The 23,469-nt window shown below is 37.7% G+C and carries 29 protein-coding genes; 10 read left to right on the forward strand and 19 right to left on the reverse strand.

Annotated features, from left to right (window positions below; all coding sequences use genetic code 11):
- Nucleotides 1–14: 14 nt before the first annotated feature.
- The 7 genes from F960_RS15250 to F960_RS15280 all read right to left on the reverse strand — a co-directional run bounded on the left by F960_RS15250 (nt 15) and on the right by F960_RS15280 (nt 4,685).
- Nucleotides 15–368, reverse strand: coding sequence for a BapA/Bap/LapF family prefix-like domain-containing protein (locus F960_RS15250; protein WP_004867169.1), 354 nt, complete (start codon nt 366–368; stop codon nt 15–17).
- 586 nt (nt 369–954) lie between these two features.
- The gene (gene lysM, locus F960_RS15255; protein ID WP_004867172.1) at nt 955–1,425 is read right to left on the reverse strand and encodes a peptidoglycan-binding protein LysM; all 471 of its coding nucleotides are present in this window, start codon (nt 1,423–1,425) and stop codon (nt 955–957) included.
- A gap of 216 nt (nt 1,426–1,641) precedes the next feature.
- Nucleotides 1,642–1,878, reverse strand: coding sequence for an acyl carrier protein (gene acpP / locus F960_RS15260; RefSeq protein WP_004867175.1), 237 nt, complete (start codon nt 1,876–1,878; stop codon nt 1,642–1,644).
- Nucleotides 1,879–1,963: 85 nt separating this feature from the next.
- Nucleotides 1,964–2,698, reverse strand: coding sequence for a 3-oxoacyl-ACP reductase FabG (fabG, locus tag F960_RS15265; protein WP_004867178.1), 735 nt, complete (start codon nt 2,696–2,698; stop codon nt 1,964–1,966).
- Complete coding sequence (gene fabD, locus F960_RS15270; RefSeq protein ID WP_004867181.1) at nt 2,695–3,681, reverse strand: ACP S-malonyltransferase; 987 nt, start codon at nt 3,679–3,681, stop codon at nt 2,695–2,697. Before fabD ends, fabG begins: the two co-directional genes overlap by 4 nt.
- A gap of 188 nt (nt 3,682–3,869) precedes the next feature.
- The gene (gene rpmF, locus F960_RS15275; RefSeq protein ID WP_004723964.1) at nt 3,870–4,055 is read right to left on the reverse strand and encodes a 50S ribosomal protein L32; all 186 of its coding nucleotides are present in this window, start codon (nt 4,053–4,055) and stop codon (nt 3,870–3,872) included.
- A 72-nt stretch (nt 4,056–4,127) separates the two neighbouring features.
- Nucleotides 4,128–4,685 carry a YceD family protein gene (locus F960_RS15280; RefSeq protein ID WP_004867183.1) on the reverse strand — a complete coding sequence of 186 codons (558 nt, stop codon included), beginning with the start codon at nt 4,683–4,685 and terminating at the stop codon, nt 4,128–4,130.
- Between the two features lie 96 nt (nt 4,686–4,781).
- Here F960_RS15280 and F960_RS15285 point away from each other — a divergent pair, with 96 nt between their 5' ends.
- From F960_RS15285 to F960_RS15300, 3 genes are all read left to right on the forward strand, one after another.
- On the forward strand, nt 4,782–5,444 hold the full coding sequence (locus F960_RS15285) for an elongation factor P hydroxylase (protein WP_004867184.1): 663 nt from the start codon (nt 4,782–4,784) through the stop codon (nt 5,442–5,444).
- Between the two features lie 84 nt (nt 5,445–5,528).
- Nucleotides 5,529–6,146 carry an L-threonylcarbamoyladenylate synthase gene (locus F960_RS15290; protein ID WP_004867186.1) on the forward strand — a complete coding sequence of 206 codons (618 nt, stop codon included), beginning with the start codon at nt 5,529–5,531 and terminating at the stop codon, nt 6,144–6,146.
- A 288-nt stretch (nt 6,147–6,434) separates the two neighbouring features.
- Entirely contained in the window at nt 6,435–6,842 is a 408-nt protein-coding gene (locus F960_RS15300) for a hypothetical protein (protein WP_004867189.1), read from the forward strand.
- Between the two features lie 394 nt (nt 6,843–7,236).
- Here the strand turns inward: F960_RS15300 and F960_RS15305 are convergent, their stop codons facing one another.
- A complete protein-coding gene (locus F960_RS15305; RefSeq protein WP_004867192.1) occupies nt 7,237–7,971 on the reverse strand; it encodes a GNAT family N-acetyltransferase in 735 nt (244 codons plus the stop codon).
- 311 nt (nt 7,972–8,282) lie between these two features.
- Here F960_RS15305 and F960_RS15310 point away from each other — a divergent pair, with 311 nt between their 5' ends.
- From F960_RS15310 to rluB, 3 genes are read left to right on the forward strand one after another with little or no spacing between them, the layout of a single operon-like run.
- A complete protein-coding gene (locus F960_RS15310; protein WP_004867194.1) occupies nt 8,283–9,074 on the forward strand; it encodes a segregation and condensation protein A in 792 nt (263 codons plus the stop codon).
- Nucleotides 9,071–9,661, forward strand: coding sequence for an SMC-Scp complex subunit ScpB (gene scpB / locus F960_RS15315; protein ID WP_004867196.1), 591 nt, complete (start codon nt 9,071–9,073; stop codon nt 9,659–9,661). Before F960_RS15310 ends, scpB begins: the two co-directional genes overlap by 4 nt.
- Before the next feature lie 41 nt (nt 9,662–9,702).
- Nucleotides 9,703–10,815 carry a 23S rRNA pseudouridine(2605) synthase RluB gene (rluB, locus tag F960_RS15320; protein WP_004867198.1) on the forward strand — a complete coding sequence of 371 codons (1,113 nt, stop codon included), beginning with the start codon at nt 9,703–9,705 and terminating at the stop codon, nt 10,813–10,815.
- Nucleotides 10,816–10,976: 161 nt separating this feature from the next.
- Here the strand turns inward: rluB and F960_RS15325 are convergent, their stop codons facing one another.
- On the reverse strand, nt 10,977–11,438 hold the full coding sequence (locus F960_RS15325) for a nucleoside deaminase (RefSeq protein WP_004867199.1): 462 nt from the start codon (nt 11,436–11,438) through the stop codon (nt 10,977–10,979).
- A gap of 190 nt (nt 11,439–11,628) precedes the next feature.
- Between F960_RS15325 and F960_RS15330 the strand changes: the two genes are divergently transcribed.
- Entirely contained in the window at nt 11,629–12,075 is a 447-nt protein-coding gene (locus tag F960_RS15330) for a hypothetical protein (RefSeq protein ID WP_004867202.1), read from the forward strand.
- Nucleotides 12,076–12,154: 79 nt separating this feature from the next.
- The gene (locus F960_RS15335) at nt 12,155–12,613 is read left to right on the forward strand and encodes a hypothetical protein (protein ID WP_004867205.1); all 459 of its coding nucleotides are present in this window, start codon (nt 12,155–12,157) and stop codon (nt 12,611–12,613) included.
- Here the strand turns inward: F960_RS15335 and bioD are convergent.
- The 6 genes from bioD to F960_RS15365 form a co-directional block, all read right to left on the reverse strand.
- Nucleotides 12,610–13,254: a dethiobiotin synthase gene (bioD, locus tag F960_RS15340; RefSeq protein WP_004867207.1), complete on the reverse strand. Its 645-nt coding sequence runs from the start codon at nt 13,252–13,254 to the stop codon at nt 12,610–12,612. The two genes, F960_RS15335 and bioD, sit on opposite strands and share 4 nt — an antisense overlap.
- On the reverse strand, nt 13,251–14,021 hold the full coding sequence (gene bioC, locus F960_RS15345) for a malonyl-ACP O-methyltransferase BioC (protein ID WP_004867210.1): 771 nt from the start codon (nt 14,019–14,021) through the stop codon (nt 13,251–13,253). The genes bioD and bioC overlap by 4 nt, the downstream gene beginning before the upstream one ends.
- Nucleotides 14,022–14,033: 12 nt before the next feature.
- Nucleotides 14,034–15,191 (reverse strand): 8-amino-7-oxononanoate synthase, encoded by a 1,158-nt coding sequence (locus F960_RS15350; protein WP_004867213.1) that lies wholly within the window; start codon nt 15,189–15,191, stop codon nt 14,034–14,036.
- Between the two features lie 2 nt (nt 15,192–15,193).
- Nucleotides 15,194–16,498, reverse strand: a complete 1,305-nt coding sequence (gene bioA, locus F960_RS15355; RefSeq protein WP_004867216.1) for an adenosylmethionine--8-amino-7-oxononanoate transaminase — start codon at nt 16,496–16,498, stop codon at nt 15,194–15,196.
- A gap of 95 nt (nt 16,499–16,593) precedes the next feature.
- Nucleotides 16,594–17,313, reverse strand: coding sequence for an alpha/beta hydrolase family protein (locus F960_RS15360; RefSeq protein ID WP_004867218.1), 720 nt, complete (start codon nt 17,311–17,313; stop codon nt 16,594–16,596).
- A gap of 111 nt (nt 17,314–17,424) precedes the next feature.
- Nucleotides 17,425–17,760, reverse strand: a complete 336-nt coding sequence (locus F960_RS15365) for a DUF6176 family protein (RefSeq protein WP_004867221.1) — start codon at nt 17,758–17,760, stop codon at nt 17,425–17,427.
- 418 nt (nt 17,761–18,178) lie between these two features.
- Here F960_RS15365 and F960_RS15370 point away from each other — a divergent pair, with 418 nt between their 5' ends.
- Together F960_RS15370 and phoA are read left to right on the forward strand one after the other, a co-directional pair.
- Entirely contained in the window at nt 18,179–18,721 is a 543-nt protein-coding gene (locus F960_RS15370; RefSeq protein ID WP_373855082.1) for a peroxiredoxin, read from the forward strand.
- 286 nt (nt 18,722–19,007) lie between these two features.
- Nucleotides 19,008–20,504 (forward strand): alkaline phosphatase, encoded by a 1,497-nt coding sequence (gene phoA / locus F960_RS15375; protein WP_004867226.1) that lies wholly within the window; start codon nt 19,008–19,010, stop codon nt 20,502–20,504.
- A gap of 50 nt (nt 20,505–20,554) precedes the next feature.
- On the opposite strand, the gene ftn is transcribed toward phoA, so the two are convergent.
- The 4 genes from ftn to F960_RS15395 all read right to left on the reverse strand — a co-directional run bounded on the left by ftn (nt 20,555) and on the right by F960_RS15395 (nt 23,460).
- The gene (gene ftn, locus F960_RS15380; RefSeq protein WP_004867229.1) at nt 20,555–21,019 is read right to left on the reverse strand and encodes a heteropolymeric bacterioferritin subunit Ftn; all 465 of its coding nucleotides are present in this window, start codon (nt 21,017–21,019) and stop codon (nt 20,555–20,557) included.
- Nucleotides 21,020–21,286: 267 nt separating this feature from the next.
- The gene (locus F960_RS15385; RefSeq protein WP_004867231.1) at nt 21,287–22,915 is read right to left on the reverse strand and encodes a PepSY-associated TM helix domain-containing protein; all 1,629 of its coding nucleotides are present in this window, start codon (nt 22,913–22,915) and stop codon (nt 21,287–21,289) included.
- Nucleotide 22,916: 1 nt separating this feature from the next.
- Nucleotides 22,917–23,207, reverse strand: coding sequence for a hypothetical protein (locus F960_RS15390; RefSeq protein WP_004867233.1), 291 nt, complete (start codon nt 23,205–23,207; stop codon nt 22,917–22,919).
- A complete protein-coding gene (locus F960_RS15395) occupies nt 23,173–23,460 on the reverse strand; it encodes a hypothetical protein (RefSeq protein ID WP_004867235.1) in 288 nt (95 codons plus the stop codon). Before F960_RS15395 ends, F960_RS15390 begins: the two co-directional genes overlap by 35 nt.
- Between the last annotated feature and the right edge of the window lie 9 nt (nt 23,461–23,469).

Below are 23,469 nucleotides of genomic sequence, written 5' to 3' on the forward strand. Positions count from 1 at the left end.
ATTTACCGTTCGAATCAACAATCGCTGTGAAGGTGTTGTTGTCTTTGTCTGTCACGATAATGGTATCGCCAGCTTCGCCTGTTCCTGCCAAGCCATTGCCATTGTTGGAAGCTCAAAACACTAAGCTGATTATTATCATCAAAGACAACACTATTACTATTTTCAGCATTAAAATAATTTTCGATTATTATTTTTTCACCATTTTTCAAAGTAATAATTGCATTATTACCACTTCGCTCGATTGAAAGTACATCTTGTGCAGAGGCTTTAATCTGCACAACAGAGTCACCATTCAACTTAATTTGATTATTATTAACTTTTTCTAAAATCTGGTGTGTTTTTTTAGAAATAACTTGAATGTTTGACATAAACCCCTCCATGTCATTAACTGGCTTTCTGTCACGTAGAGCAGCAACAAAAAATTAGAAATCATGTTTTGTTTAACATTTATTGTTTTTTATGAGAAATACTATTTGCTTAAATGTAAGACTACTTATTTATTATTAAACCATTATTTAAATTTAATTTAATAATAATAAAGCATTGATTTTTAAATACAAAAAAAATAAAAATACTGCACACTTACCATGTAGATATTGACTTATGTCACATTAATATTATTTTATGTAAGTTTTGACAATTTTATAAGATTAAAACAATCTTTATATTTTTTTATTATAATAATCATACATTTTTAATATTTTATTGAAATAGATAATGAAAATAAATAAATCTTAATAATAGATTGTATTTTTAATTATGAATTAACAATTAAATTACATTTTTTGTTTAATTATAGAAGTAATTCACATAAAAATAATGAAATGTGATTCAAGATATTATTTAGAAATAATGTAGAGTGCTCAATAAAAAACACTCAGCATATATTGTCTGACAAAAGACAAATAACTGAGTGTTTCTATTTAACGCAATATATGAGTATCGATTACTCGATTAAGCAGGAATACGTAACACCTGACCTGGGAAAATATCATCAGCATTTTTCAGTAATGGGCGATTAGCTTCAAAAATTTTGTTGTATTGATTTGGATCACCATAAAACTCTTTAGAAATTTTCGATAAATTATCACCAGATTTAACAGTATAAAATTTACTTTCAGGCTCTGGTGTTGCTACTGTGATCTGATCATCCACTTGTGCAACATGATCCACATTGCCAATCGCCAAAACAATTTTTTCTTTATCCGCTTGGGTCTGTACTTCACCACGCACTGTAGCCAAATCTGTTTCAGAGTTATAACTCACTGACAGTCCTGTAACAGGCAGTCCTAAGCTTTTGACCAATCCTAATAATTTATTTGCGACCTCTTGTGCAGTCGGTTCAGCTGGAGTTGCTGGTGTTTGTGGTTCAGCAGGTGCAGTATTTTTCTTACCGATACCTTTAACAAAATCAAATAATCCCATGTTGTACTCCGTGTTGTTTTATTCAAAATGAATGTGGTTATAAAAATTGTTCTTCTTGTATAACCAAATTCATTGCTGAAAAAAAGTACTATTATTCTGATTCACGTAAAGACTTGTAACTTGAGATAAAATTCATCTAATTTGTGCCGATTTAAGCCATAAAAAAAGCCACCCAAAGGTGGCTTTCATTCGTAGAAAAACTACGCAATATGCAAATTAACCAAGTTTCTTAGAAACGTAGTCGATTGCAGATTGAACTGTAGTGATTTCATTTGAATCTTCATCAGGGATAGTGATGTCGAAGTCATTTTCGAAAGACATTACAAGTTCAACTAAGTCTAAAGAGTCAGCACCCAAATCATCCATAAAAGATGCTTCGTTTTTGATTTCTTCAGCTTTCATACCCAATTGTTCTGCAACAGCTTGTTTAATGCGTTGTTCGATATCGCTCACAGGAATTCTCCTCATTGCTTGTGGCGGCTTTTAATTGCCTATAGTTTAATTGATTATTGAATTTTTTCAAAGTTTATACATCGCATTAAGCCATGTATAAACCACCATTTACGTGTAATACTGTACCAGTGATGTAACTAGCTTTGTCTGAAGCCAAGAAACTCACTGCATTTGCGATATCTTTTGGCTCGCCGAAACGGCTTAGCGCAACTTGATCGCTCATTTTCTTACGAATATCTTCACTTAATTGCTCAGTCATTTCTGTCGCAATAAAGCCCGGTGCAATACAGTTCACTGTAATTTGGCGGCTACCCATTTCTTTTGCAAGACTACGGCTAAATGCCTCAATACCCGCTTTTGCAGCTGAGTAGTTGGCTTGACCCGGATTTGCAAAATGAGCAACCACAGAACTGATATTGATAATGCGACCAAAACGCGCTTTGGTCATACCTTTAAGCACACGTTTTGATAAACGGAATACTGCTTTAAGATGGATATTTAAAATATCATCCCAGTCATCTTCTGACATACGAAGCAATAAATTATCTTTGGTAATACCTGCATTATTCACCAAAATCATGACTGAACCAAAGTTTTGTTCAATATCAGTCACCAATGCATCAATCGCTGCACCATCGCGTACATCAAGTACACGACCTGCACCATTTTCAGCAAAAGTTGCTGATATTTTTTCAGCACCAGATTCAGATGTTGCAGTACCTACAACAAAATAACCGTCTTGAATGAGTTGCTGTGCAATCGCCGCCCCAATTCCTCGGCTTGCACCTGTAACTAAAGCAACTTTACGTTCTTGTGTCATGCAATTTTCCCTTCTGCCACCAAAATGGCATTTAGTGCATCTTCCATACGACTTTTCGTATCGATTGGAAAGGCTTTTTCAATATTTGGTAAGCGTTTTGCCAAATTTGCAAGTACATTGCCCGGACCACACTCAACAACATATTCGATCCCTTGATCTTGGATATATTGCATTGTTTTTGTCCATTGAACTGATTTGTATAATTGTTCAGTCAATGCTTTGCGTAATGCAGCAACATCAGTTGCAATTTCAGCACCTACATTTTGTATTACAGGAATACTTGGTAGCTCAATGGCAGTATGTTCCAATGCTTCCGCAAACTTTTCAGCAGCAGGAATCATCAATGAACAATGTGATGGCACAGATACAGGAAGTGCAATTGCTTTACCTGATTGTTCTTTTGCCAATGCCATAACGTCTTGTACCAATGCTGTTGTTCCAGCAATCACAACTTGACCTTGTGCATTGTAGTTCGCAGCTTCAACAGAACCATTTCCAGCTTGAGAAACGCTTTGGCAAAGTTCAATCACTTTAGCATCTTCCAAACCTAAAATAGCGGCCATTGCGCCCTCGCCTTGAGGAACTGCGCTTTGCATCAATTGACCACGTAGGTTGACCAATTTCACAGCATCACCAAGTGACATCGCATTTGCCGCAACAAGTGCACTATATTCACCAAGTGAATGACCAGCCAAATATTTAGGTGCAACACCACCCAAATCTAGCCATACACGCCATAAAGCAATACTCGCTGTCAGTAAAACAGGTTGAGTATTTTCAGTACGATCTAAACCTTCACCGCTTTGAGCGATGTGCCATAAGTCAAAACCAATTGCATCAGATGCTTCAGCAAAGGTGTCAGACACACCGCTAAACTGTTCTGCAAGTTCAGCCAGCATTCCGACTTTTTGTGATCCTTGTCCAGGAAACAAAAATGCTGTTTTGGTTGCTTGAGCTGCTTGCTCGAGTCGTTTAGCAGACATATAAAATCCTTTAATCGGGGAATATTTTTTATTCAATGAGAATAGAATAATCAACACGCCCTTATCTTAGCTTTTTTCTGGGGGCAAATTTAACACTTAATTTTGACGATGATAATTGCGAAAAAGAACAAAAAAAGGGAGCTTTCGCTCCCATTTTTTCTTAAGCATGACGCTTAATTTGGTTTCAATTATTCAGCATCAGCTGCTTTAGCGAATAATTGACGACCACGGTAGAAACCATCTTTAGTTACGTGGTGACGACGATGAGTTTCACCAGTAGTTTGGTCTACAGTTAATGCATTCTCGGTTAAAGCGTCATGTGAACGGCGCATGTCACGGCGAGAGCGACTTTTACGGTTTTGCTGAACGGCCATGATGGCTCCTTACAAATCGAAAAAATGGATCAGAACAAATTTGGTTGTCTTAACTTAACAGTATAACACAAATCAGTTAAGTTTACCCTTCAAACTTGCCAAAACATCAAACGGATTATCCCGTTTTTCTTCAGCTTCGTCCTGAACGGTAGGCTGATGCTTATGCTCACAAGCGTCATGCTTAGGAGATAAAGGCATCAACAATAACAATTCATCCTCTATCAGTGAGAGTAAATCAATAGAAGCAGGAGTATCAAAATCTCCTTTAACTGTCGATTCGCTTTCACCTAAAACGATGAAATCAGCATCCTCATCCAAGCGCTCTATCAGTGATTCATCATCCACAAGAGCTAAATGAAAATCTGAAACGAGAGTGATTTCAACAGGTTCCAAACAACGTTGGCATTCCATTGGAACCTTCGTTTCAACATGACCATCTAACCATACGATACGATGATACGTATCCATTGATAGTTTACAGTCTATGTTGATCAATTGGTTATCAATTGATCCAACAGCTTCACGGGCAATACGAGCAAAGCGAGACAATGGCAGTGTACCTGACCATGTAAAGCCTTGTTCAGCCCATTTAAACGGCTCAATCTGTGCCGGAAAGGTATTTGCTGACATAATTAAGGCGGCAATTCTACAAATTCATGGGTACTCTGTCAAAGATTAAGATACAATTTTGTACTTATTTAGACAGATCGCTTGGGGAAATAAGTCATGCACCTGTTGCAGCCGCAACCCGAAATAACAACTTCATCACCTATCAAGCCCCTGTCAACTCTTGATTCTGACTTGGATTTAGACCATGTGCAACGTGATCCATGGGTCAATTTAAAAACAGAAATCGAGCAAGTTGACTGGCTTATCTTACACTTTAATCATTGGTTTTCCCACTTAAATGTGACGCTTGTTCGTGGAGATTTTGAACCAGAATATTTTCCAGCTGAAAATAATGCACCTGCACGTATCCAATTTGCCCATGGTTTTTTCAATAGTGCCTTGCATGAAATTAGCCATTGGACGATTGCTGGGGAAAAACGTCGTTTATTGCCTGATCTTGGCTATTGGTATGCGCCAGATGGACGAACTGCGGAGCAACAAGCCTTATTTGAACAAGTCGAAATCAAGCCTCAAGCCATCGAATGGATGTTTTCTACAGCCTTCGGAAGACCTTTTCGAGTCTCTTTAGACAATCTCACTGGTGAAGGTGGTGACGGTCAGATTTTTAAAGACCGTGTTTATGCTCAAGTACAAAAATTTTTCTCTGGGGAAAGCCAACTTCCACGTGATGCAAAACGATTTATTGACTGTATTTGTCTATGCACCCGAGGTGGCAAAATATTACAATCAAATGAGTTTAATCGGTCAATGCTCGGTTAATTTACAGATTTCAACGTGTAAATGATTGCCAGCAATTGAATTAAACCTACATAATAACGAAAAGGTAAATCTGGGAGATAATAGATGTTGCACTTAAGAATACACCCTGATAATCCTCAACCGCGTTTAATTGATCAAGCTGTTGAACGAATTCGTGCTGGAGATGTGGTCGTTTACCCAACAGATGCAGCGTATGCAATTGGTTGTCAAATCGGAAATAAAAATGCAATGGAGCGCATTTCACAAATTCGTGGTCTAGGTCCTAAACACCAATATGCGATTATTTGTGCAGATTTATCAGATATTGCAACCTATGCCAAAGTAGATAATGCGATGTATCGTCTACTCAAAGCCAATACGCCTGCGGTCACAACCTTTATTTTACCTGCGACGAGTGAAGTACCTCGACGTTTGATGCATCCTAAAAAGAAAACCATCGGGCTACGTATCCCAAGCAATCCAGTCTGTCAAATGCTACTCAAAGAGTTGGGCGAACCTCTTTTGACCAGTACTTTGATATTGCCGGGGCAAACTGAACCTTTGGATGATCCTTATGATATTGAAAGCCAGCTTGAAAAACGTATTGATGTATTCATTGATAGTGGTTTAGGTACACTTAGCACCACCAGTATTATTGATTTATCAGGTACTAATCCTGAAATCATACGTCGTGGTGTAGGTGATGTCAGCGCATTTGAGTAAGAGATCAATGCTGTGGATCTGCAATATGTCCTCTTAAATATAAATCAGTTTCAACATGATGCTGTAATTTATGCTCAAAAGCCTTGGACACTCATGTCTGAGGCTTTTGTTGTTTCTGAAGATCAAATCATAGAGCTTAAAAATGCTGAGCCGTGCCATTTTTTGGCTGTATATCAAGTGAGAATGTTACTCAGCAAATTTCAGACACAAAATCTATGTTTAAATGATCTTTGCTTGAGAATAATTGAGTATGCTATACAACTAAAATAATCTTTTAGATTTATAAAAATGAAAAAAATAATCTTTGGAATCATCTTCGCTATTGTTGGAATCATTTTATATCTCCATTTTAAAGGTCCAAATTTAGTTATATCGACGACAAAAAATAGTGTCGCAATCAATAGTGTATTTTTAGGTGACTATCATTTAGGTTTTAGTAAAATCAGAATTATTCAATATAAAAACAATGCTCTAGTATGTGAACTCATACATCGACATTATTTTCGAGCGAATGATGCCATTATTCAATTAAAATATGGAACAAATACAGAAGCCAGTATTTTTGGTAGCGCTCCACAAGATGGACTACAAAAGAACTGCATCTTAAATCAACAAAAATATCTCGTTGAGGTTTGGGGGAATAATGGCTTTGCAAATCAAACCAAAGCGACAACATTGATTGATTTAAATAAATAAAGTAAGAGGGATAGTGTATGGATTCAAATCAAAATAATTTACCCCAAAATAATCAAAACAATTCACCAGATTTAACACTCATTACAAAAGAAAAAAAGCGTATACGACTCGTTTTAAAATATGCATCGTTTCAGGCATAATTTTTTCAATATTATTCTGTATCTTTTATATTCAATAATATTTATTTTCACACTCAAAAAATAAGCATTCCAACATGATATCGTTAGAATGCTTATTTTATAAAATATCTAAATTCGAATATATTAATTCCGTATCACCTGCGTTTCCCAACCATCATAGTCACCCCCTACTTCAACTACCATAATCTTGTCCTCTAATTAATTCATATTATTTTCGATATATTTTCAGACGATACATTGTTTAGCATTACAAATTAGTTGCTTTTATACAACTGCATAAAATCCCCCAATCGAATCTTTTGCTGACCATTCTCATCAAAATTATCTGCTTTCAACCAAGCAAGATAGGCTTTTTCTAAAGTGCCCCATTCTTCATCCAGTATTGAATACCAATCAGTATTGCGATTACGCCCTTTGGAAATACGATCCTGTCTAAATGTGCCCTCATAACTGAAACCAAATCGATCCGCAGCGCGTCTTGAAGGCTCATTTAAAGAGTTACACTTCCATTCAACTCGACGAAAACCCTGATCAAAACATGCTTTTAATAATAAATAGATCGTTTCAGTTGAGGCAGTTGACTGTTTCATTTTATGGGAAAAATATACATTACCAATCTCAATGACGCGATCATTGGCACGTTCATTAAGTAGACCAATCCAGCCCACAGCCTGTTGATTGACGATGATGAGATAATGGGTTGAACCTTTAAAGCCAAAATTATGCTGCAATGCTTGTGCTAACTCAGCCTCAGATTCAAAACCCGAATAAGGCAAATACGTCCAACAACGACGATCAGGCTCACTGCTGACACATTGCCATATCTGCTCAAGCTGATCAGCTGGTAGCGTATTTTCTGATAAAGCAACTAAATGCACAGCACTACCCTGCAATGTCTCCGCTAGAAAATGAGTCGCTAAAGGATTGGGAACAGCCCACCCGATCGCTTGTCCGAATTCATTCGCCTCAGTTTTTTTAAAATTTTGCATGAGAATGGTTCAACTTATCAATTTGGGATCAAATGATCTCTTTTATAGCGTATATATCTAAATTTTCATTGATTAATTACAAATCATATTGTCAAAAAATATGTCATTTACCATCAAGCAAAAAAATGTTCTCTATTTATTTACAGTTTTTTTGCGCTTTTTAATGTTTTAGCAATTTATTCATTGTGATTTTTATTTTAGAATAGACATACTTTCTATATGCAATTCGTCTTTCACTCATCTCCTTACTCATCCGAAGAGTGATTCTGAATCCAACATGCTTTTGAAAATTCGCGTGGCTAATAATTGTAATGACCCAAATCATCCATGACCCTATGGAATCGACCCCACACATCCGAATCTTAGATGAGTGGACAGATACGATTCCAGAGGACTTGTACATCCCGCCTGCCGCATTCGAAATTTTACTTGAACATTTCGAAGGACCACTCGATTTTCTCATTTACCTGATCCAAAAAAGCGGTTTTGATTTATTACAAGTGGATATTGCCCCGATTGCAACACAGTATTTATCCTATATGGACAGCATGAAGTCGCTCAATATTGAACTGACTGCTGACTATATGGTGATGGCAGCCTTGCTTGCCGATTTAAAATCTCGTTTGTTATTGCCTAAACCAACATCAGTTCATATCGAAAAAGATCCAAAACAAGAACTGATTGATCGTTTAGAAACCTATTTACGTATAAAAAAGGCAGCTGAACGCTTAGGTCAAATGACTGTTTTTGAAAGAGATACTTTCTCTACAAATGTGGCTATTGGACATATTGCTAAAAGCTATGACGGCTATCAAGCTGATATGCTTCGTGATGCTATTTTTTGTATTTTCAATCGTCCAGAACCGATTACACATCAAATTGTACAAGAACCCGTTTTACTCGAAGAACGTATTGCCTATATTGAGCATATGATTGATTCGGGGGAAGTTTTAAGTTTTGAACAACTTTTAAAACCAAGCCAAGGTAGAATGGGAATGGTGGTAACTTTTATGGCTATTTTAGAGCTTACTCGCCAACAGAAAGTCAATATTATTTCGACTGGTATTGAAGCGCCTTTGAGTATTCAGGGAGCGTTGCAATGACAGCCGATCAGCAAAATGCATTTCATGTAGATGAACTCCATCATGAAGTGCTCATGCAACTTGAAGCGATTATTTTTGCCAGTGATGCTCCTGTATCACTCGCCCGCTTAAAAGAAGCGTTTCAAAACCAATACAACAAGCAACAACTACGTCAGTATTTGGCACAACTTGCTGTATTACAACATGGTCGTTCAATTGAGCTTGTTGAATCTGCTCAAGGATTTCGTTTTCAGGTCCGTGCAAAATATCGCAATATTATTGCGCAGGTTTGGCCTGAAAGACCAACTAGATTATCACCATCACTGCTCGAAACCATAGCAGTGGTCGCTTACCATCAGCCTGTTACCCGGGCAGATATTGAGCAAATTCGTGGAGTAACAAATAATAGTCAGATATTACGGACTTTATTTGATTGGAACTGGATTAAAGAATCGGGTTTCCGCGAACTCCCAGGAAGACCTGCGTTGTTAGTGACAACGCCACAATTTTTGAACGCATTTGGTCTAATTTCACTAGATCAATTGCCTCCCCTGCAGGATGCCAAGGAAGCTTTTATGGCTTTGGATGTGCAAGCACCCAAATCATAAATAGGTGAACTGTTGATGAATATTTCTAAGGTTATGCTGTCATGAGTGAAAAATTGCAAAAGGTATTAGCGCGGGTTGGATTGGGTTCTCGCCGTTATATGGAAGAAGTCATTGCTGCTGGACGCGTTAGTGTCAACGGTCAAGTTGCTCAAGTAGGTGAGCGTATTGAACCGGGCGATGAGCTTCGTATCGATGGTCGTAAAGTCCAATTTCAAATCGAAGATGAAATTCGTCGTCGCGTACTCATTTATTACAAACCAGAAGGTGAAATCTGCTCACGCAACGATCCAGAATCGCGCCCAACTGTGTTTGATCATTTACCAACAATTGCCAATGATCGCTGGGTCATGGTTGGTCGTCTAGACATTAACTCAACTGGTTTGCTTCTTTTTACAAATGATGGCGAACTTGCTAACCGTTTAATGCACCCTTCAAATGAAATTGAACGTGAATATGCGGTACGTGTGATGGGTGAAGTCACTCCACAAATCCGTCAAAATATGTTGAATGGTGTTGTATTGGACGATGGTCCTGCCAAATTTGAATCTTTTACTGAAATTGGTGGTGAAGGGATCAACCGTTGGTATCAAGTGGTTGTAAAAGAAGGTCGTAACCGTGAGGTTCGTCGTATTTTTGAATCACAAGGTTTAAAAGTAAGCCGTTTGCTACGTACTCGTTATGGTACGGTTATCCTTCCTCGTGAGCTTCGTACAGGTCGCTGGATGGAGCTTGATAAAGCGGACATCGATAACTTGACCAAAATCGTGGAGTTAAAACCACGTCAAGGTACTGGTCTATTCGGTATGGCTAAACGTCGTAATGAACGTATGCAAGAAAAACCAATGGCAGCACGCCGTGGTGGTTACTTGCGTCAACAACGTCGTGATAATGAAGGTGAAAACCATCAGCACGAAGGTCAAGGTCAAACTCAAGGTTTTAATAACAATTATCGTCAAGAACGTCAGGACAATCGCTCTGAACGTAACGATAACCGTTATGATCGCAATGATAATCGTGGCAACCGCAACGACAATCGTTCAGCGCGTGGCGAAAATCGCTATGACCGCAATGAAAGAGGTTTTGATGAGCAACGTGGTGAACGTTCAGGTCAACGTAAACCATTTGTGATCAATAAGGGCTTTAAAAAGTTCTAATATTTACTTAAAAGTTAAATCAAGTGATTGATTAGACTAAACCGCAATATCATTTCAACATGCTATTGCGGTTTTTTACGTTCATTTTCAAGCAAGTTTCAACAAAATCGAATGTGAATTTATCCTATAAAAATACTTCTATTCATTTGATTTATACCACATCAAGATGTTTGTTTTTGCTTCCAAAACTCGTATAACTCAAAAGGTAAATTTGTTGAAAGTTGCACAAATTGCAGACCTTCTTGACGATGTGGTTCCTGACGTAATTTTTCAGCAATAGCTGCTGTAGACAATCCAAATGGCTCTGCATCAGCATTTGAATAGGCATAAACAATTTTTTCTATGCCAGCCATTCTCAAAGCAGCAAGGCACATCGGACATGGTTGACCACTTGCATATACAGTACAATCTTTCAAAGTTAAACTTTTCAAATTTTCACACGCTTGACGCAAAGCGTTAAGTTCAGCGTGAGAGGTCGGATCACCACTCGTCAAAATCTGATTTACACCTTGGCTAACGACCTCACCATTTTTTACAATCACTGCTCCAAATGGGCGACCACCTTGCTCTACATTATCTTTTGCAAGATAAATTGCTTGTTGTAAAAAACCTTGATCGTCCATAAATTTCCTCGATATCGCTTAGATCTGATTGAACATTTTCAGCCTAACATATTTTCAACAATCACCTTAAAAGTTGCTATATTTTACCTAATTATTCACATAAAAGATTGAAGCTGATCTTGATCGAATTTTTCATGTATTCTGTAGATGATCATTTTTATTTAAATATCTCATTTGCTATATAAATCATATGAAAAAGAATAATCCCACCACTCAAGCAACAAAAAAGAAAATATATTTGATTCTATTTGCAATCTGGTTGATCGCTTCTACGTCTATTGCCTATCAAGCACAGTTTATTGGTGGTTATCTCGTTCATGTCCGAGGAATGACACAAGAGGAATATCAATATCCACTTGAACACGTGCAGATGCTTTGCGGATTTTTAGGGCTACTCATTCTCAATGAAGCTTATCTAATCACAAGCGAATTCAGTTATAACCATCCTATTTTTTGCTATTTTATCTGCTCCATCGCTCCACTATTTCTCAGTGCAATAGCTGTATTTAGCGCGATGCATGCAGCAGATTATTTAATCAATTTTATCCTACTCGTCCTACTTATAAGTCTGTTCCATTTTTTGATTTTGCCTTTTCTTTTAGTTAAATTTCACAAAATAATTCACAAAAAATACTGAAGCTACTCAAGGATAAATTTCACATGTATTCTGTACATGATCATTTTTATTTAAATATCTCATTTACTATACAAATTATATGAAAAAGAATAATCACATTACTCAAGCAACAAAAAAGAAAATATATTTGATTTTTTTGACGATCTGGTTGATCGCTTCAACATATATTGCCTATGAAGGACAATTTGAGTCACCTTACAGATTTCATCCTGCAGGGGTAGAGCACCTTCCTTTTGAGTATCCGTTATTTGGCGTCACGTTCGCTATAAGCTTATATTTACTTGAGATGCTAAATTATGCATTGCTCTTTTCAAACAGCTCGATCGTCAAACATCCTATAATATCGTACCTCTTCGCGTCCATTATTCCATTCAGTCTTTTATGCATCGCATTTTTAGGTGCGATGCATGCTGCTCCATTTTGGGGGGCATTTATTCAAGTGATTCTTTTTACATCACTCTTCCATTTATTGATTTTACCGCCAACGATCAGTCATTTTAGGCGCAACCATCAAATTGAAGAAAGCAATGAAAATTAATTGATCACTGGAATATCAATCCATTTTGCTTTAGGAAAATGCTTCGCTAAATAGGCTTTCAGGTAATCTGAAGTATCTTTGGAAATTAATGCATCTTGAGACTCATCATTGAGATTATATGCCAATGCATAGAGTTCGATTTGACGTGATTTAAGCGCTTCAAGACTCAGTAAAGTATGATTAATGCTACCTAAACGTCCCGAACTAACCAAAATTACTGGAAATTTCTTTTGCTCGATATAGTCAATGGTCAGCAAATCAGTGGTGAGTGGAACCATTAAACCACCTGCCCCTTCAAGCAGTACGGTGTCGTATTTTTCACACAATGCCTGAGTAGCATCTTCTATTTTTTTAAAATCAATTTCACGAGAATCAATCTTAGTCGCCAAATGCGGTGAAGCAGGATAAGTAAAAATTTCTGGCATGGTGAGCTTGCTTTCATCTTCAGGAAACCACCCCATTCCCATGATCTCACGATGCTGTTCAATATCTTCTGAAATATCAGTATTTCCAGTTTGAACCAGCTTTTGCGTGATGGTTTTAATGCCCTGTTCATTCAATTGTTTTGCCAAAATACCTGTGGTAAACGTCTTACCAATACCTGTATCTATACCGCTAATAAAATAAATAGGAGCTGTCATTTTTCTCTCCGAGCAACACAATAAATTGGGTGATAAGTCAATGGATACTTCATTTGATTCATAGCATCGAAATAGCCATATTTTTGATAATCTTGATAAAAACTTTGCAATGAGGCTTTATTCCAACGATGTCCAGAAGCAGTCGCGGTCACCCCAGTCGCTTTGAGATGCTTTAAGATATCTTTAGGATGCTCAAAGCTAAGAGTCTTGGTTTCTTCAGACAGGTGTAAAATCTCAAAACCCTGCTCAATGAGCATGGTTTGGATCTCCTGCATCGTTAAATAGCTTAGGCCTTGACCTGTTAACTGTTTAATTTGTTGAAGATTATCTGGACCGAAAGTCGAAAAACAAAAATAGCCATTCGGTTGCAAAGCATGATTGATCGTGGACATTAGTTTTGCTAGATCATCCATCCATTGCAAAGCAGAACTCGAACAAACCAAATCCAAATGTGCAGGAAGCTCAAGCTGTTCTACATCCCCGATGCAAAAACTAATTTCAGGAAAGTCTGTGAAATGTTGTTCAATCTCAGGATATATATCATTTAAATAAAGCTGCTCTATTTGAAATTTTTGTAGTAAAAGGGTCGTTAAATTACCTGAACCACAACCGATCTCCAACACCTTAGATAAATGTTCTTGTGTTAAAAAACGTCGTATCAAACCGATTAAAGCAAAACAAATGTCTTTTTGCACAAACGCCTGTTGATTGTAACTTTGCGTCGCTTTGGCAAATCGCCGAGCTACCTGTGATTTATTAATATTCACTTTTATCTTCCATCACAATAACGCAATTAAAGCATCTATTTCTGATTGCTCAATCAAAGCCGTCAGCGAAATACGCAATCGAGCACTCTGCTTCGGCACTGTCGGTGGACGTACAGGCATCACATAAAAACCTTCACTTTGGATATGTTTCGCGAGATTGACCGTTTTTTGCGACTCACCAATAACAACGGGAACAATATGACTGGTCGATGGACACTCGTACTGTTTAGCAATAATGCTTCGCTGCAAATATTGACTCAAATCATGCAATTTTTCGCGTGAAGCATTTAATAAAAAGACTTTTTTTAAGACAAAATTAGTCCATGCCATACAAATCGGTGGTTGAGCTGTACTGAAAATCAAAGGACGCATGCTATTGATCAAATACTCTCGAATAATAGGATGACAAATCAAATATCCACCAATAGAAGCAATGGCTTTTCCAAATGTTCCCACCAGCAAATCTATATCATTAATCACGTGATATTGTTCAGCACAACCTAAACCTTGTTTGCCTCGCACCCCGATTGCATGAGCTTCGTCTACATAGAGCATGACATTTGGGTATTTATTTTTGATCCGAACCAATTCAGCAAGATCAGTTTCATCACCGTCCATACTAAAAATACTTTCAGTAACCACGATAATTTTATTAAAGGCTTCATCTTGCTGATATTTTTCTAATAATTGTTCAAGATGTTGCAGGTCATTATGTCGATAACGCAGATACTTCGCAGCAGATAAACGAATCCCATCAATCATACTGGCATGAACCAATTTATCAGCTAAGATCAAGGTTTTACTATCACTGAGTGCTGGCAATATACCAATATTCATGTGATATCCACTATTAAATAAAAGTGCTGATCTACCTAAAAAAGCTTTACTTAGCGTATCTTCAAGCTGTTCATATTGAGGGAAATTTCCTGTTAATAAGCGTGAAGAAGCAGCACTCATCACACGAGCTGAGTGATCTGTAACATCAAAAAACTCCTCACGTAACTGTATATTTGATGCCAAGCCCAGATAATCATTTGAGGATAAGTTGAGCATCCGTTGCTGTTCGATAGTAATGTATTTATCTTGCTGAATATTCGATGTAAAACGGCGTAAATTTCCTTGCGATTTAAGCTGTTGCAAGGACTCTGCATATTGATCCAATAAATTCATGATCAGATCTCCTGCATCTCTTTCACGACCTTAACTAAAGCCTGTAACAATAATTCAAGTTCTTGTTTTGAAATAATATACGGTGGCATGACATAAACCAATTTTCCAAAAGGTCGAATCCAAATACCTTGATCAATAAATTTTTGTTGTAGTGACTGCATATCGACATTAAAGGTCAGCTCAACCACGCCAATTGCCCCCAACACTCTGACATCTTTCACATAATCAAGTTGGGATAATTGAGGTAAATATTGATTTAATTGTCCTTCAATTCTTTGGATATTACTTTGCCAATCTTGACTAAGTAATAATTGAGTACTTTTCAGAGCAACAGCACAAGCCAAAGGATTTGCCATAAATGTCGGGCCATGCATAAACACACCCGCCTCGCCCAGACTAATGGTTTCAGCCACATGCTTGCTCGTTAAAGTTGCTGACAAAGTCATATAACCGCCTGTTAAGCCTTTACCGATACACATGATATCGGGCTCGACGCCTGCATGTTCCCAAGCGAACAACTTGCCTGTACGACCAAACCCCGTGGCAATTTCATCGAAAATCAATAAAATTTGATATTTTTCACAAAGCAATTTTGCTTGGCGTAAATATTCAGGATGATAAAAACGCATCCCTCCTGCACCTTGCACAATAGGCTCTAAAATCAGTGCGGCAATCATTGAATGGTTTCGTGATAATTCATTTTCCAATTCAACAATATCTGCTGGGTCCCAATCTTCAGCAAATGTCGTTTGTGGCGCAGGTACAAAAATACGATTGGGTAAACTACTACCAAAAATCTGATGCATGCCTGTTACAGGATCACAAACAGACATCGCATTCCACGTATCACCGTGATACCCCGAACGGGGTGTAACAAAGTTGGTTTTTTTGCTATTTCCTTGCGAAGTCCAGTACTGAACTGCCATTTTCAAAGCAACTTCTACAGCAACTGAACCCGAATCTGCATAGAAAATTTTGTCTAGACTTGGTGGGGTAATTTCAATCAAAAGCCTTGCTAAATCAATCGCTGGTTGATGCGTCAATCCACCAAACATGATATGCGACATATTTTGTAGCTGGTCGATTGCCGCTTGATTGAGCTCAGGATGGTTATAACCGTGAATCGCGCACCACCAAGATGACATGCCATCGATCAAAGTACGACCATCTTCCAATTCGATCAACGCACCATAGGCTTTTTTTACTTTAAATGTCGGCAGTGGTTTCAACATCGAAGTATAAGGATGCCAAATATGTTGCAGATCAAATTGTTGATCATTGAGCGCTATATTTTCAAGCTTGGTCATCCTTAACTCCTGCAGTACATCAAATTTTCAATGTTTTGATGTTAAACCTGCAAGAATAAAAAATAAATTGCGTGATCATCCAAATCTGTCTGAGATTAGTTATTTTTTTCCAAATAATGGCAGATTTTGTCAGTTAACAAGTCAAATTTAAAAACTGGCAAGCCATGCGAGCCTTCAATATTTTCAATTTCCAAAAATTTTGCTGGAATTTGTTGTAAATATTGAGCAACTTTGCAATCAACCAATACATCTTGCTCAGCAAAAATATGATATTGCTTTCCAGAATAATTTTCCAAGATACTCACAAGATTGAGCTGTTCCAACATCGCCAATCCTTGTTTTAGTAGATTGAGTGGTTGTGGCTGGATTAAACTTTGTAAGTTTATAAAATCAACTTTACTTGTAGATACTCCTTGGCAAACCATATAGCCAAATTTTTTCAAAGTCGCAATTGCATCATGTTCGAAAGATGCTTTAAAACTTTGAAATGTCGCTTGAGGCATGGCAGTTTGCCAGTTTTCATTTGCAACAAAGCAAGGGTTGGAAGCAATCGTGATCAATATCTTTTGTTCATGATATTTCTGCTGGATTTGGTCGACTAAGATCGTCGCCAATTGACCACCTAAAGACCAACCAATCATCACATCAAATGTTTTGGCGAATTCAACATTTTTCTCTAATTCATGAGGATCAAGCGCATTAAAAATATTCATCAAATGCACTTCAAAACCTTTAGATTCAAGTGAATTTTTAAATGAATTTAGCAGTTTTGTACCACCACCCCAACCCGTGATCAGGAGAATTTTTTGCTTCAAAATATGACTCGATAAATGTGTTTATTGGTCACTATTATTCAATAAACTTAAACCATTTTCATAAATATTTTCTTTGATCTGCTCTAGACTGATGTATTTGTATAAAAATCCTCATTGTTCTTTAAAGGCTTCATTTTCCAAGTCCAATAGCAGCTTTGCTGGATATACCTTTTCCCAAGTTTGTTTAAATGCTTTATGTACTTGATCGATGGCAAATTGACTCTTGCGACCGATCTCCTGGGCATGAGCGATATTTTCTGCACGCATATAAGCAATCAGATAGTTTTCTCCCTCAAGTTCCACATGGAACCATGATTCAATCGTGACACCTTCGGCTTTTAAAGTTTCAAGCGCCTCACTTTTACGTGCTTCAAGCTGTTCTTGCCAACTTTTGACTTGCTCTTGTGTATCTGGCTTTAGCTTGATGAGTACCGCGCCTATATCCATCTCAATCACCTTGTTTTCATTGTTATTGCCTGAGTTTCAATTTGTGTTTAAAAACTTCACAGCCAAAATTTGCATCGCTAGGTTTTTATGCCTTTGCGTAGGCTTATTCAACTTTTGCTAGCCCAAAAGTTGAGCAAAAGGGCTTTGTTGGACAGATGGGCATACATCCATGTAACCCCTGTCCAACGGACGGCATCCTGCCTTAAATCTCGATAGTATATTTTTATTAAAAGTTCAAAATCTTAATAAAACAGTAAAATTTATAGATAGAGAAATAAAGTTAAGAGTCCTGTAATTATTCATATTTAGTATTGTTTAAATCAATATACAATTACCATAAAATTTCAAAACTTGTTAAGCTTTTATCCATGCACTTTTACACCAAGTGAATCGGATGAAATACTCAAAATTTGTTGCAATGAGCATATTTTCTATTTGTTCAATATTTTCATTTCAAAGCATCACACATGCAAATAACGGCGTATTTTCAAAATTTGAAGACACGCAAAAACAATGGGTAGGCAAAAAAGCGCCTGATTTTAGTTTGCAAGATCAAAATGGGAAACTACATAGCTTAGCGAAATACAAAGGTAAATGGGTTGTACTGTACTTTTACCCTAAAGACAACTCTCCTGGTTGTACTCAAGAAGCCAACCAATTTAAACGCTTATATCCCGATTTTGTTAAAAATAATGCAGTGGTGTTGGGTGTAAGCTTGGACGATGTCAAATCACACCAGAAATTTTCTGAGAAATTAGCTTTGCCTTTTCCAATCTTGGCTGACAACAACCATGTTTTGGCAGATCAATTAGGCATCGTGCGCAATCTAGGGGTTTTGAAAATAGCCAAACGAGAAACCTTTTTGATTGATCCTCAAGGCGTCATTATCTATCACTACGAAAGTGTCAATACACAAACACATGCAACACAAGTATTGGCAGACATTCAAAAAAACAAATGATGCTAGTGCTGAGTGTCTTCGCTATCGTTGTTAATACATAAAAAATAAGTGCAGGCTGCTTGCTCATATTTATCATGTATAGATTATATAAATTTTATATTTAAAATCAAAAACATCGCTACATGTTTTGCAGCGATGTTTTTATTTTCTATAACTTATATGAGTTTCAATAGGATACAAATAATCGTACATTTATTTACAATAAATTCATTTCTGTATCACATAAATTTCACTGTAAAAAATTATTTTGACAGCTCTTTTTTATTAATATTTATTAGGGGCTACATTGAAAAACTCAAAAATTATTCTCCCAGTGGTCTTATCCACTGTGCTTGTCGCATGTAACGATGAATCTAAACCTGTCGCTGTGACCAAACCCATTCCAACGCCTACTCCCGTACCGACTCAACCCACAAAACCTAATCCACCAACACCCCTTCCAACTGACAATGGTGAATTATTAGATCCAAGTAGTCGTGGAGATATTTCGGTGAATGGTGGTGCCACTCGTTTAAAAAAAGAACGTAGTGAAGCCTTGAAAGCATCGATCAGCAATCGTAATGTGAAACATGTAATTTTGTTTATTGGTGATGGTACCAGTGAGTCTGAAATTACCGCAGCACGTAACTATGCTGAAGGTGCAGCAGGATATTTTAAAGGCTTAGATGTGTTTCCATTTACAGGGGCTTATAGTACTTATTCTTTGATTAAAGGCACCAAATCAATTGACTACGTGACTGATTCAGCGGCATCAGCAACAGCATGGGCAACTGGCACAAAAAGCTATAATGGTGCAATCAGTGTTGATCGCGATGCAAAGCCTCAACAGACAATACTCGAACTTGCTAAAAGTGCAGGTTTTGCTACTGGTAATGTCACGACCACTGAATTACAGGATGCAACTCCTGCTGCCCTCGCTGCACATGTCACTTCTCGCAAATGTTATGCCCCAACGCAAACCAGCAAGAGCTGTCCAAAAAATGCTTTAGAAAAAGGTGGCGCAGGTTCTATTACTGAACAACTTTTACAAACCAAAGCAGATGTCACTTTTGGTGGTGGTGGAGCGAGCTTTAAGGATGTTGCGAAAGCTGGGACCTATAGTGGTAAAACGCTCTTTGACCAAGCAATTGCTATGAACTATCAGGTGGTGACTGATGTAAAAAGTATGAATACACTTACAGAAGCCAATCAAAATAAACCTGTATTGGGCTTATTTGCTGATGGCAATTTACCTGTAATGTGGTCTGGACCTAAAGCCCAAGTCGATGGGAACAAGGGCGCAGCAAGTCTATGTACTGCAAATCCTTCACGTAGCTCAAATACACCAACGCTCAAAGAGATGACCGCCAAAGCCATTGATTTGCTAAAAACTCATCAGAAAGGTTTCTTCTTGCAAGTCGAAAGTGGCTCTATTGATAAACGTAACCATGCTGCGGATGCATGTGGTCAAATTGGTGAAACTGTGGCTTTGGATGAAGCGATCCAAGAGGCACTTGCCTTCGCCAAACAAAATCCTGACACCTTAATTATTGTCACAGGAGATCATGCCCATACCAGTCAAATTATCCCAAATGATGCAGATAGTCCTGGAAAAACAGTGAAACTTCTGACCAAAGATCAAGTTGAAATGACGATTAATTATGCGACAAGCAAAGATGGTAGCCAAGAGCATACCGGAGCTCAGGTTCGAACTGCTGCCTATGGTCCTCATGCTGCCAACATCTCTGGTCTATTAGATCAAACGGATCTATTCTTTATTATCAAAAAAGCATTTGGTTTATAAACCTACAAAAAAAAGCAGCTTGTTTAAGCTGCTTTTTTAAATCTTCGATATTACATTTGTGACTGAATATAATTTTGCAATCCAATCAACTCAATCAGACGAATTTGTTTTTCTAACCAATATGTATGATCTTCTTCAGTATCGCTCATTTGCTGGCGGAGCATATCACGAGTAACGTAATCACCTTTTTCTTCAGCAAGTTTGACACCTTGCGCCAGTTTTTCACGAACATGATACTCAAGCTTTAAATCAGCTTTTAAACAAGTCACGACATCTGTACCTGTTTCAATATCATCACGATTCATATTCGGCGTACCTTCCAAAAACAGTACACGGCGAATCAAAGCATCTGCATGTGATGCTTCTTCTTGCATTTCGTGGTCGATGCGCTCATAAATTTTGCTTAAGCCCCAGTCCTCGTACATGCGAGAATGGATAAGATATTGATCACGCGCAGCCAGTTCACCACCGATCAACATATTTAGATAGTCTATGACTTCTGGATTTCCACGCATTTCAATTACTCCATACCTTTTCAGCTATTATGGAGAATTTTCGTGAATAATGCAAAATTATATTATTGTAAGTTTATGATTTTATTATAATTAAAATGAGAAGCATACTCATTTGCAGTTTTAATTAGTAAAATTTCCACATAGAAAATAAGCCTTTGCAAAATTTGAACCATTTCACAAAGTCTTAGTTTCCAGTATTTTTATCATGTCTATTTTTGTAACTAAAATTAATCCGAATAAATTGAATGACAAAATTTATGGCTTTCTCTACTTTGGGGCTTTAGCGATAGACCATATAGAACCTACTTCTGCAATCTGACTTCTCAATCTTGCTTGCTGATAAAAGCGTAAAAATGCTAGAGCGAATAAAATTGCAACTAGATCAATGATAAGCAAACGCCCCATCGAATACCATAAACCCACATCAGGCACGAGATAGGCGATCAGTGAGGTAAATGGAATGGCAAACAAAACGATCGCAATTGCTAACAATAAATGAGGCAATGCCCGTGCAGCACCAAAGCCAAAGGTATAAAGCAAACTCAGTATAAATGCAGCATAATAAGTATAGATAAAGAGATGATTCAGACTGGCTAATTCAGGATAAATCACATAGCCCCATCGTCCCAAAAGCATGCTGACACATACCGCCAAGATCGTTCCAAGACACGCGCCAATCGTAAGATTGGTGACAAATCGAACATCCTTACGCTGTGCTGGAGCAGGAAGATTTGGATTTTTTTGTCTTTTTATCCGTGATTCAATCCATAAAATATTGCCAGAATAAAATAAGAAAGCACCGCCGATTCCCAAAACAAAGTACATCCAACGAGTAAAATCACCACCAAAACTGCCAAAGTGCAAACTGAACATCGACTTTATGACTTTATCTGCAACGGTCGCATGAGGATTTAAAGTAGCGACTTTATATGGCTGTTCTTGATAAGGATTTATGAGCATAAAGTCAAAATTATCCCCTCGAAGCATCTGATCAGCACTGTATAAAGCAACTCGTGCTGATGCCTTTTCTCGTTTATCTAGCTGATTGAAACTGACGGACATAATTTCATATTCTGGAGCGGATTGCTGCAAACGGTATAAAATCTTTTCAACATCAAGTTTAGGCTGTGGGTCTGCAATCTGCGTCGGTGCCGGACGCTCAAACAGTGGCTTTCCTTTGCTGACCAGTTGCCCTAAGGCGTCATACATCAAATCGTGAAAGGCAAACACAATCACTGAAACACAAATAATGATATGAAATGGCAGACTGGTAATCCCAATCACATTATGTGTATCAAGCCAAAAACGCTTCTTATTTTTCCCCTTACGAATTGCAAAATAATCTTTGATCAATGTCGGTAAAAGTACAACAAGCCCAGAAAAAATGGCCAGAAAATACAAAAATGCAATGATGCCCATCACATAGACACCCAATGTATGGTGACCTAATAATCCAGGAATACCTGCAGTTTCATGTAATTGTTCTATTAACCAACCGAGTTTAGATACATTCTCTTTTTTTACCTCAAGTTGACCATCTTCATCCAAAGTCGCCAACATTGTATTTTGCGAAGCATTGAAGCCCCGCCCCTCACCCGCTTTCGAAGTACTCCATTGTATAGGCGCATTGTGCAATTCTTTTGAGGCGAAATTGACTGTAAAACTCTTTTGAGTTTCGGGATATTTTTGCTGTACTTGCTCGACGAGCTGATTATATTGATTTGTCTGAATCGCGGAGAGTTTTTGCTGAGGAGGCGTTGCCCACTGGCTGAGATCATGTTGAAACATAGTCAATCCACCAGCAAAAAAACAAATAAATAGCAATATGCCTGCACTAATCCCCACCCATGTGTGCATTTCTTTTGCTAATTTGAGGATATCCGTTCTAACTTTCATTTCAACCTCGTAGCAGCAATAGCAAAATATACGCGAGCATTGTCGCTAAGCTATAAATAACAATCGCTTGCCAACCTCTAGGGATAAAATAGGCAAGAAAAAGTAAAGGACACCAGATCCAAGGAATCGTCCACATCCCCATTTGCGGCGCAAGTACTGCCTCCATTCTTGTGAAGCTAAGCACGGTCACAATCGCTCCAATACAAACCGAAAATGCAAATCCTAAAAAAACACCTGCAAAAGTTTTGGACAACCAATCAGCGTGAATTTTTGGAAATTTTTGTAATCTCATGCTGTTTCAACTTTTGAAATAGAGGAATAAATGGAATAAAACTCCACATCACGATCGCCGTGATCATCAACATATAAATTGCGACCAGTGCAGGAAGTTTTACAACAAGAATAATGAAAGACAGAAAAAGTAAAATCCCCGCAAGCCAACGATATTGACGTTGCAATGTCACTTGAATCAAAGCCTGATTTGGGTGCGTCAGATACAATGTCAAATATCCAAGCATCGCTAAAATAAAACCCAATATTTTCATTACTCTTGC

This window comes from Acinetobacter gerneri DSM 14967 = CIP 107464 = MTCC 9824, from assembly GCF_000368565.1.
Classification (GTDB): Bacteria; Pseudomonadota; Gammaproteobacteria; order Pseudomonadales; family Moraxellaceae; genus Acinetobacter; species Acinetobacter gerneri.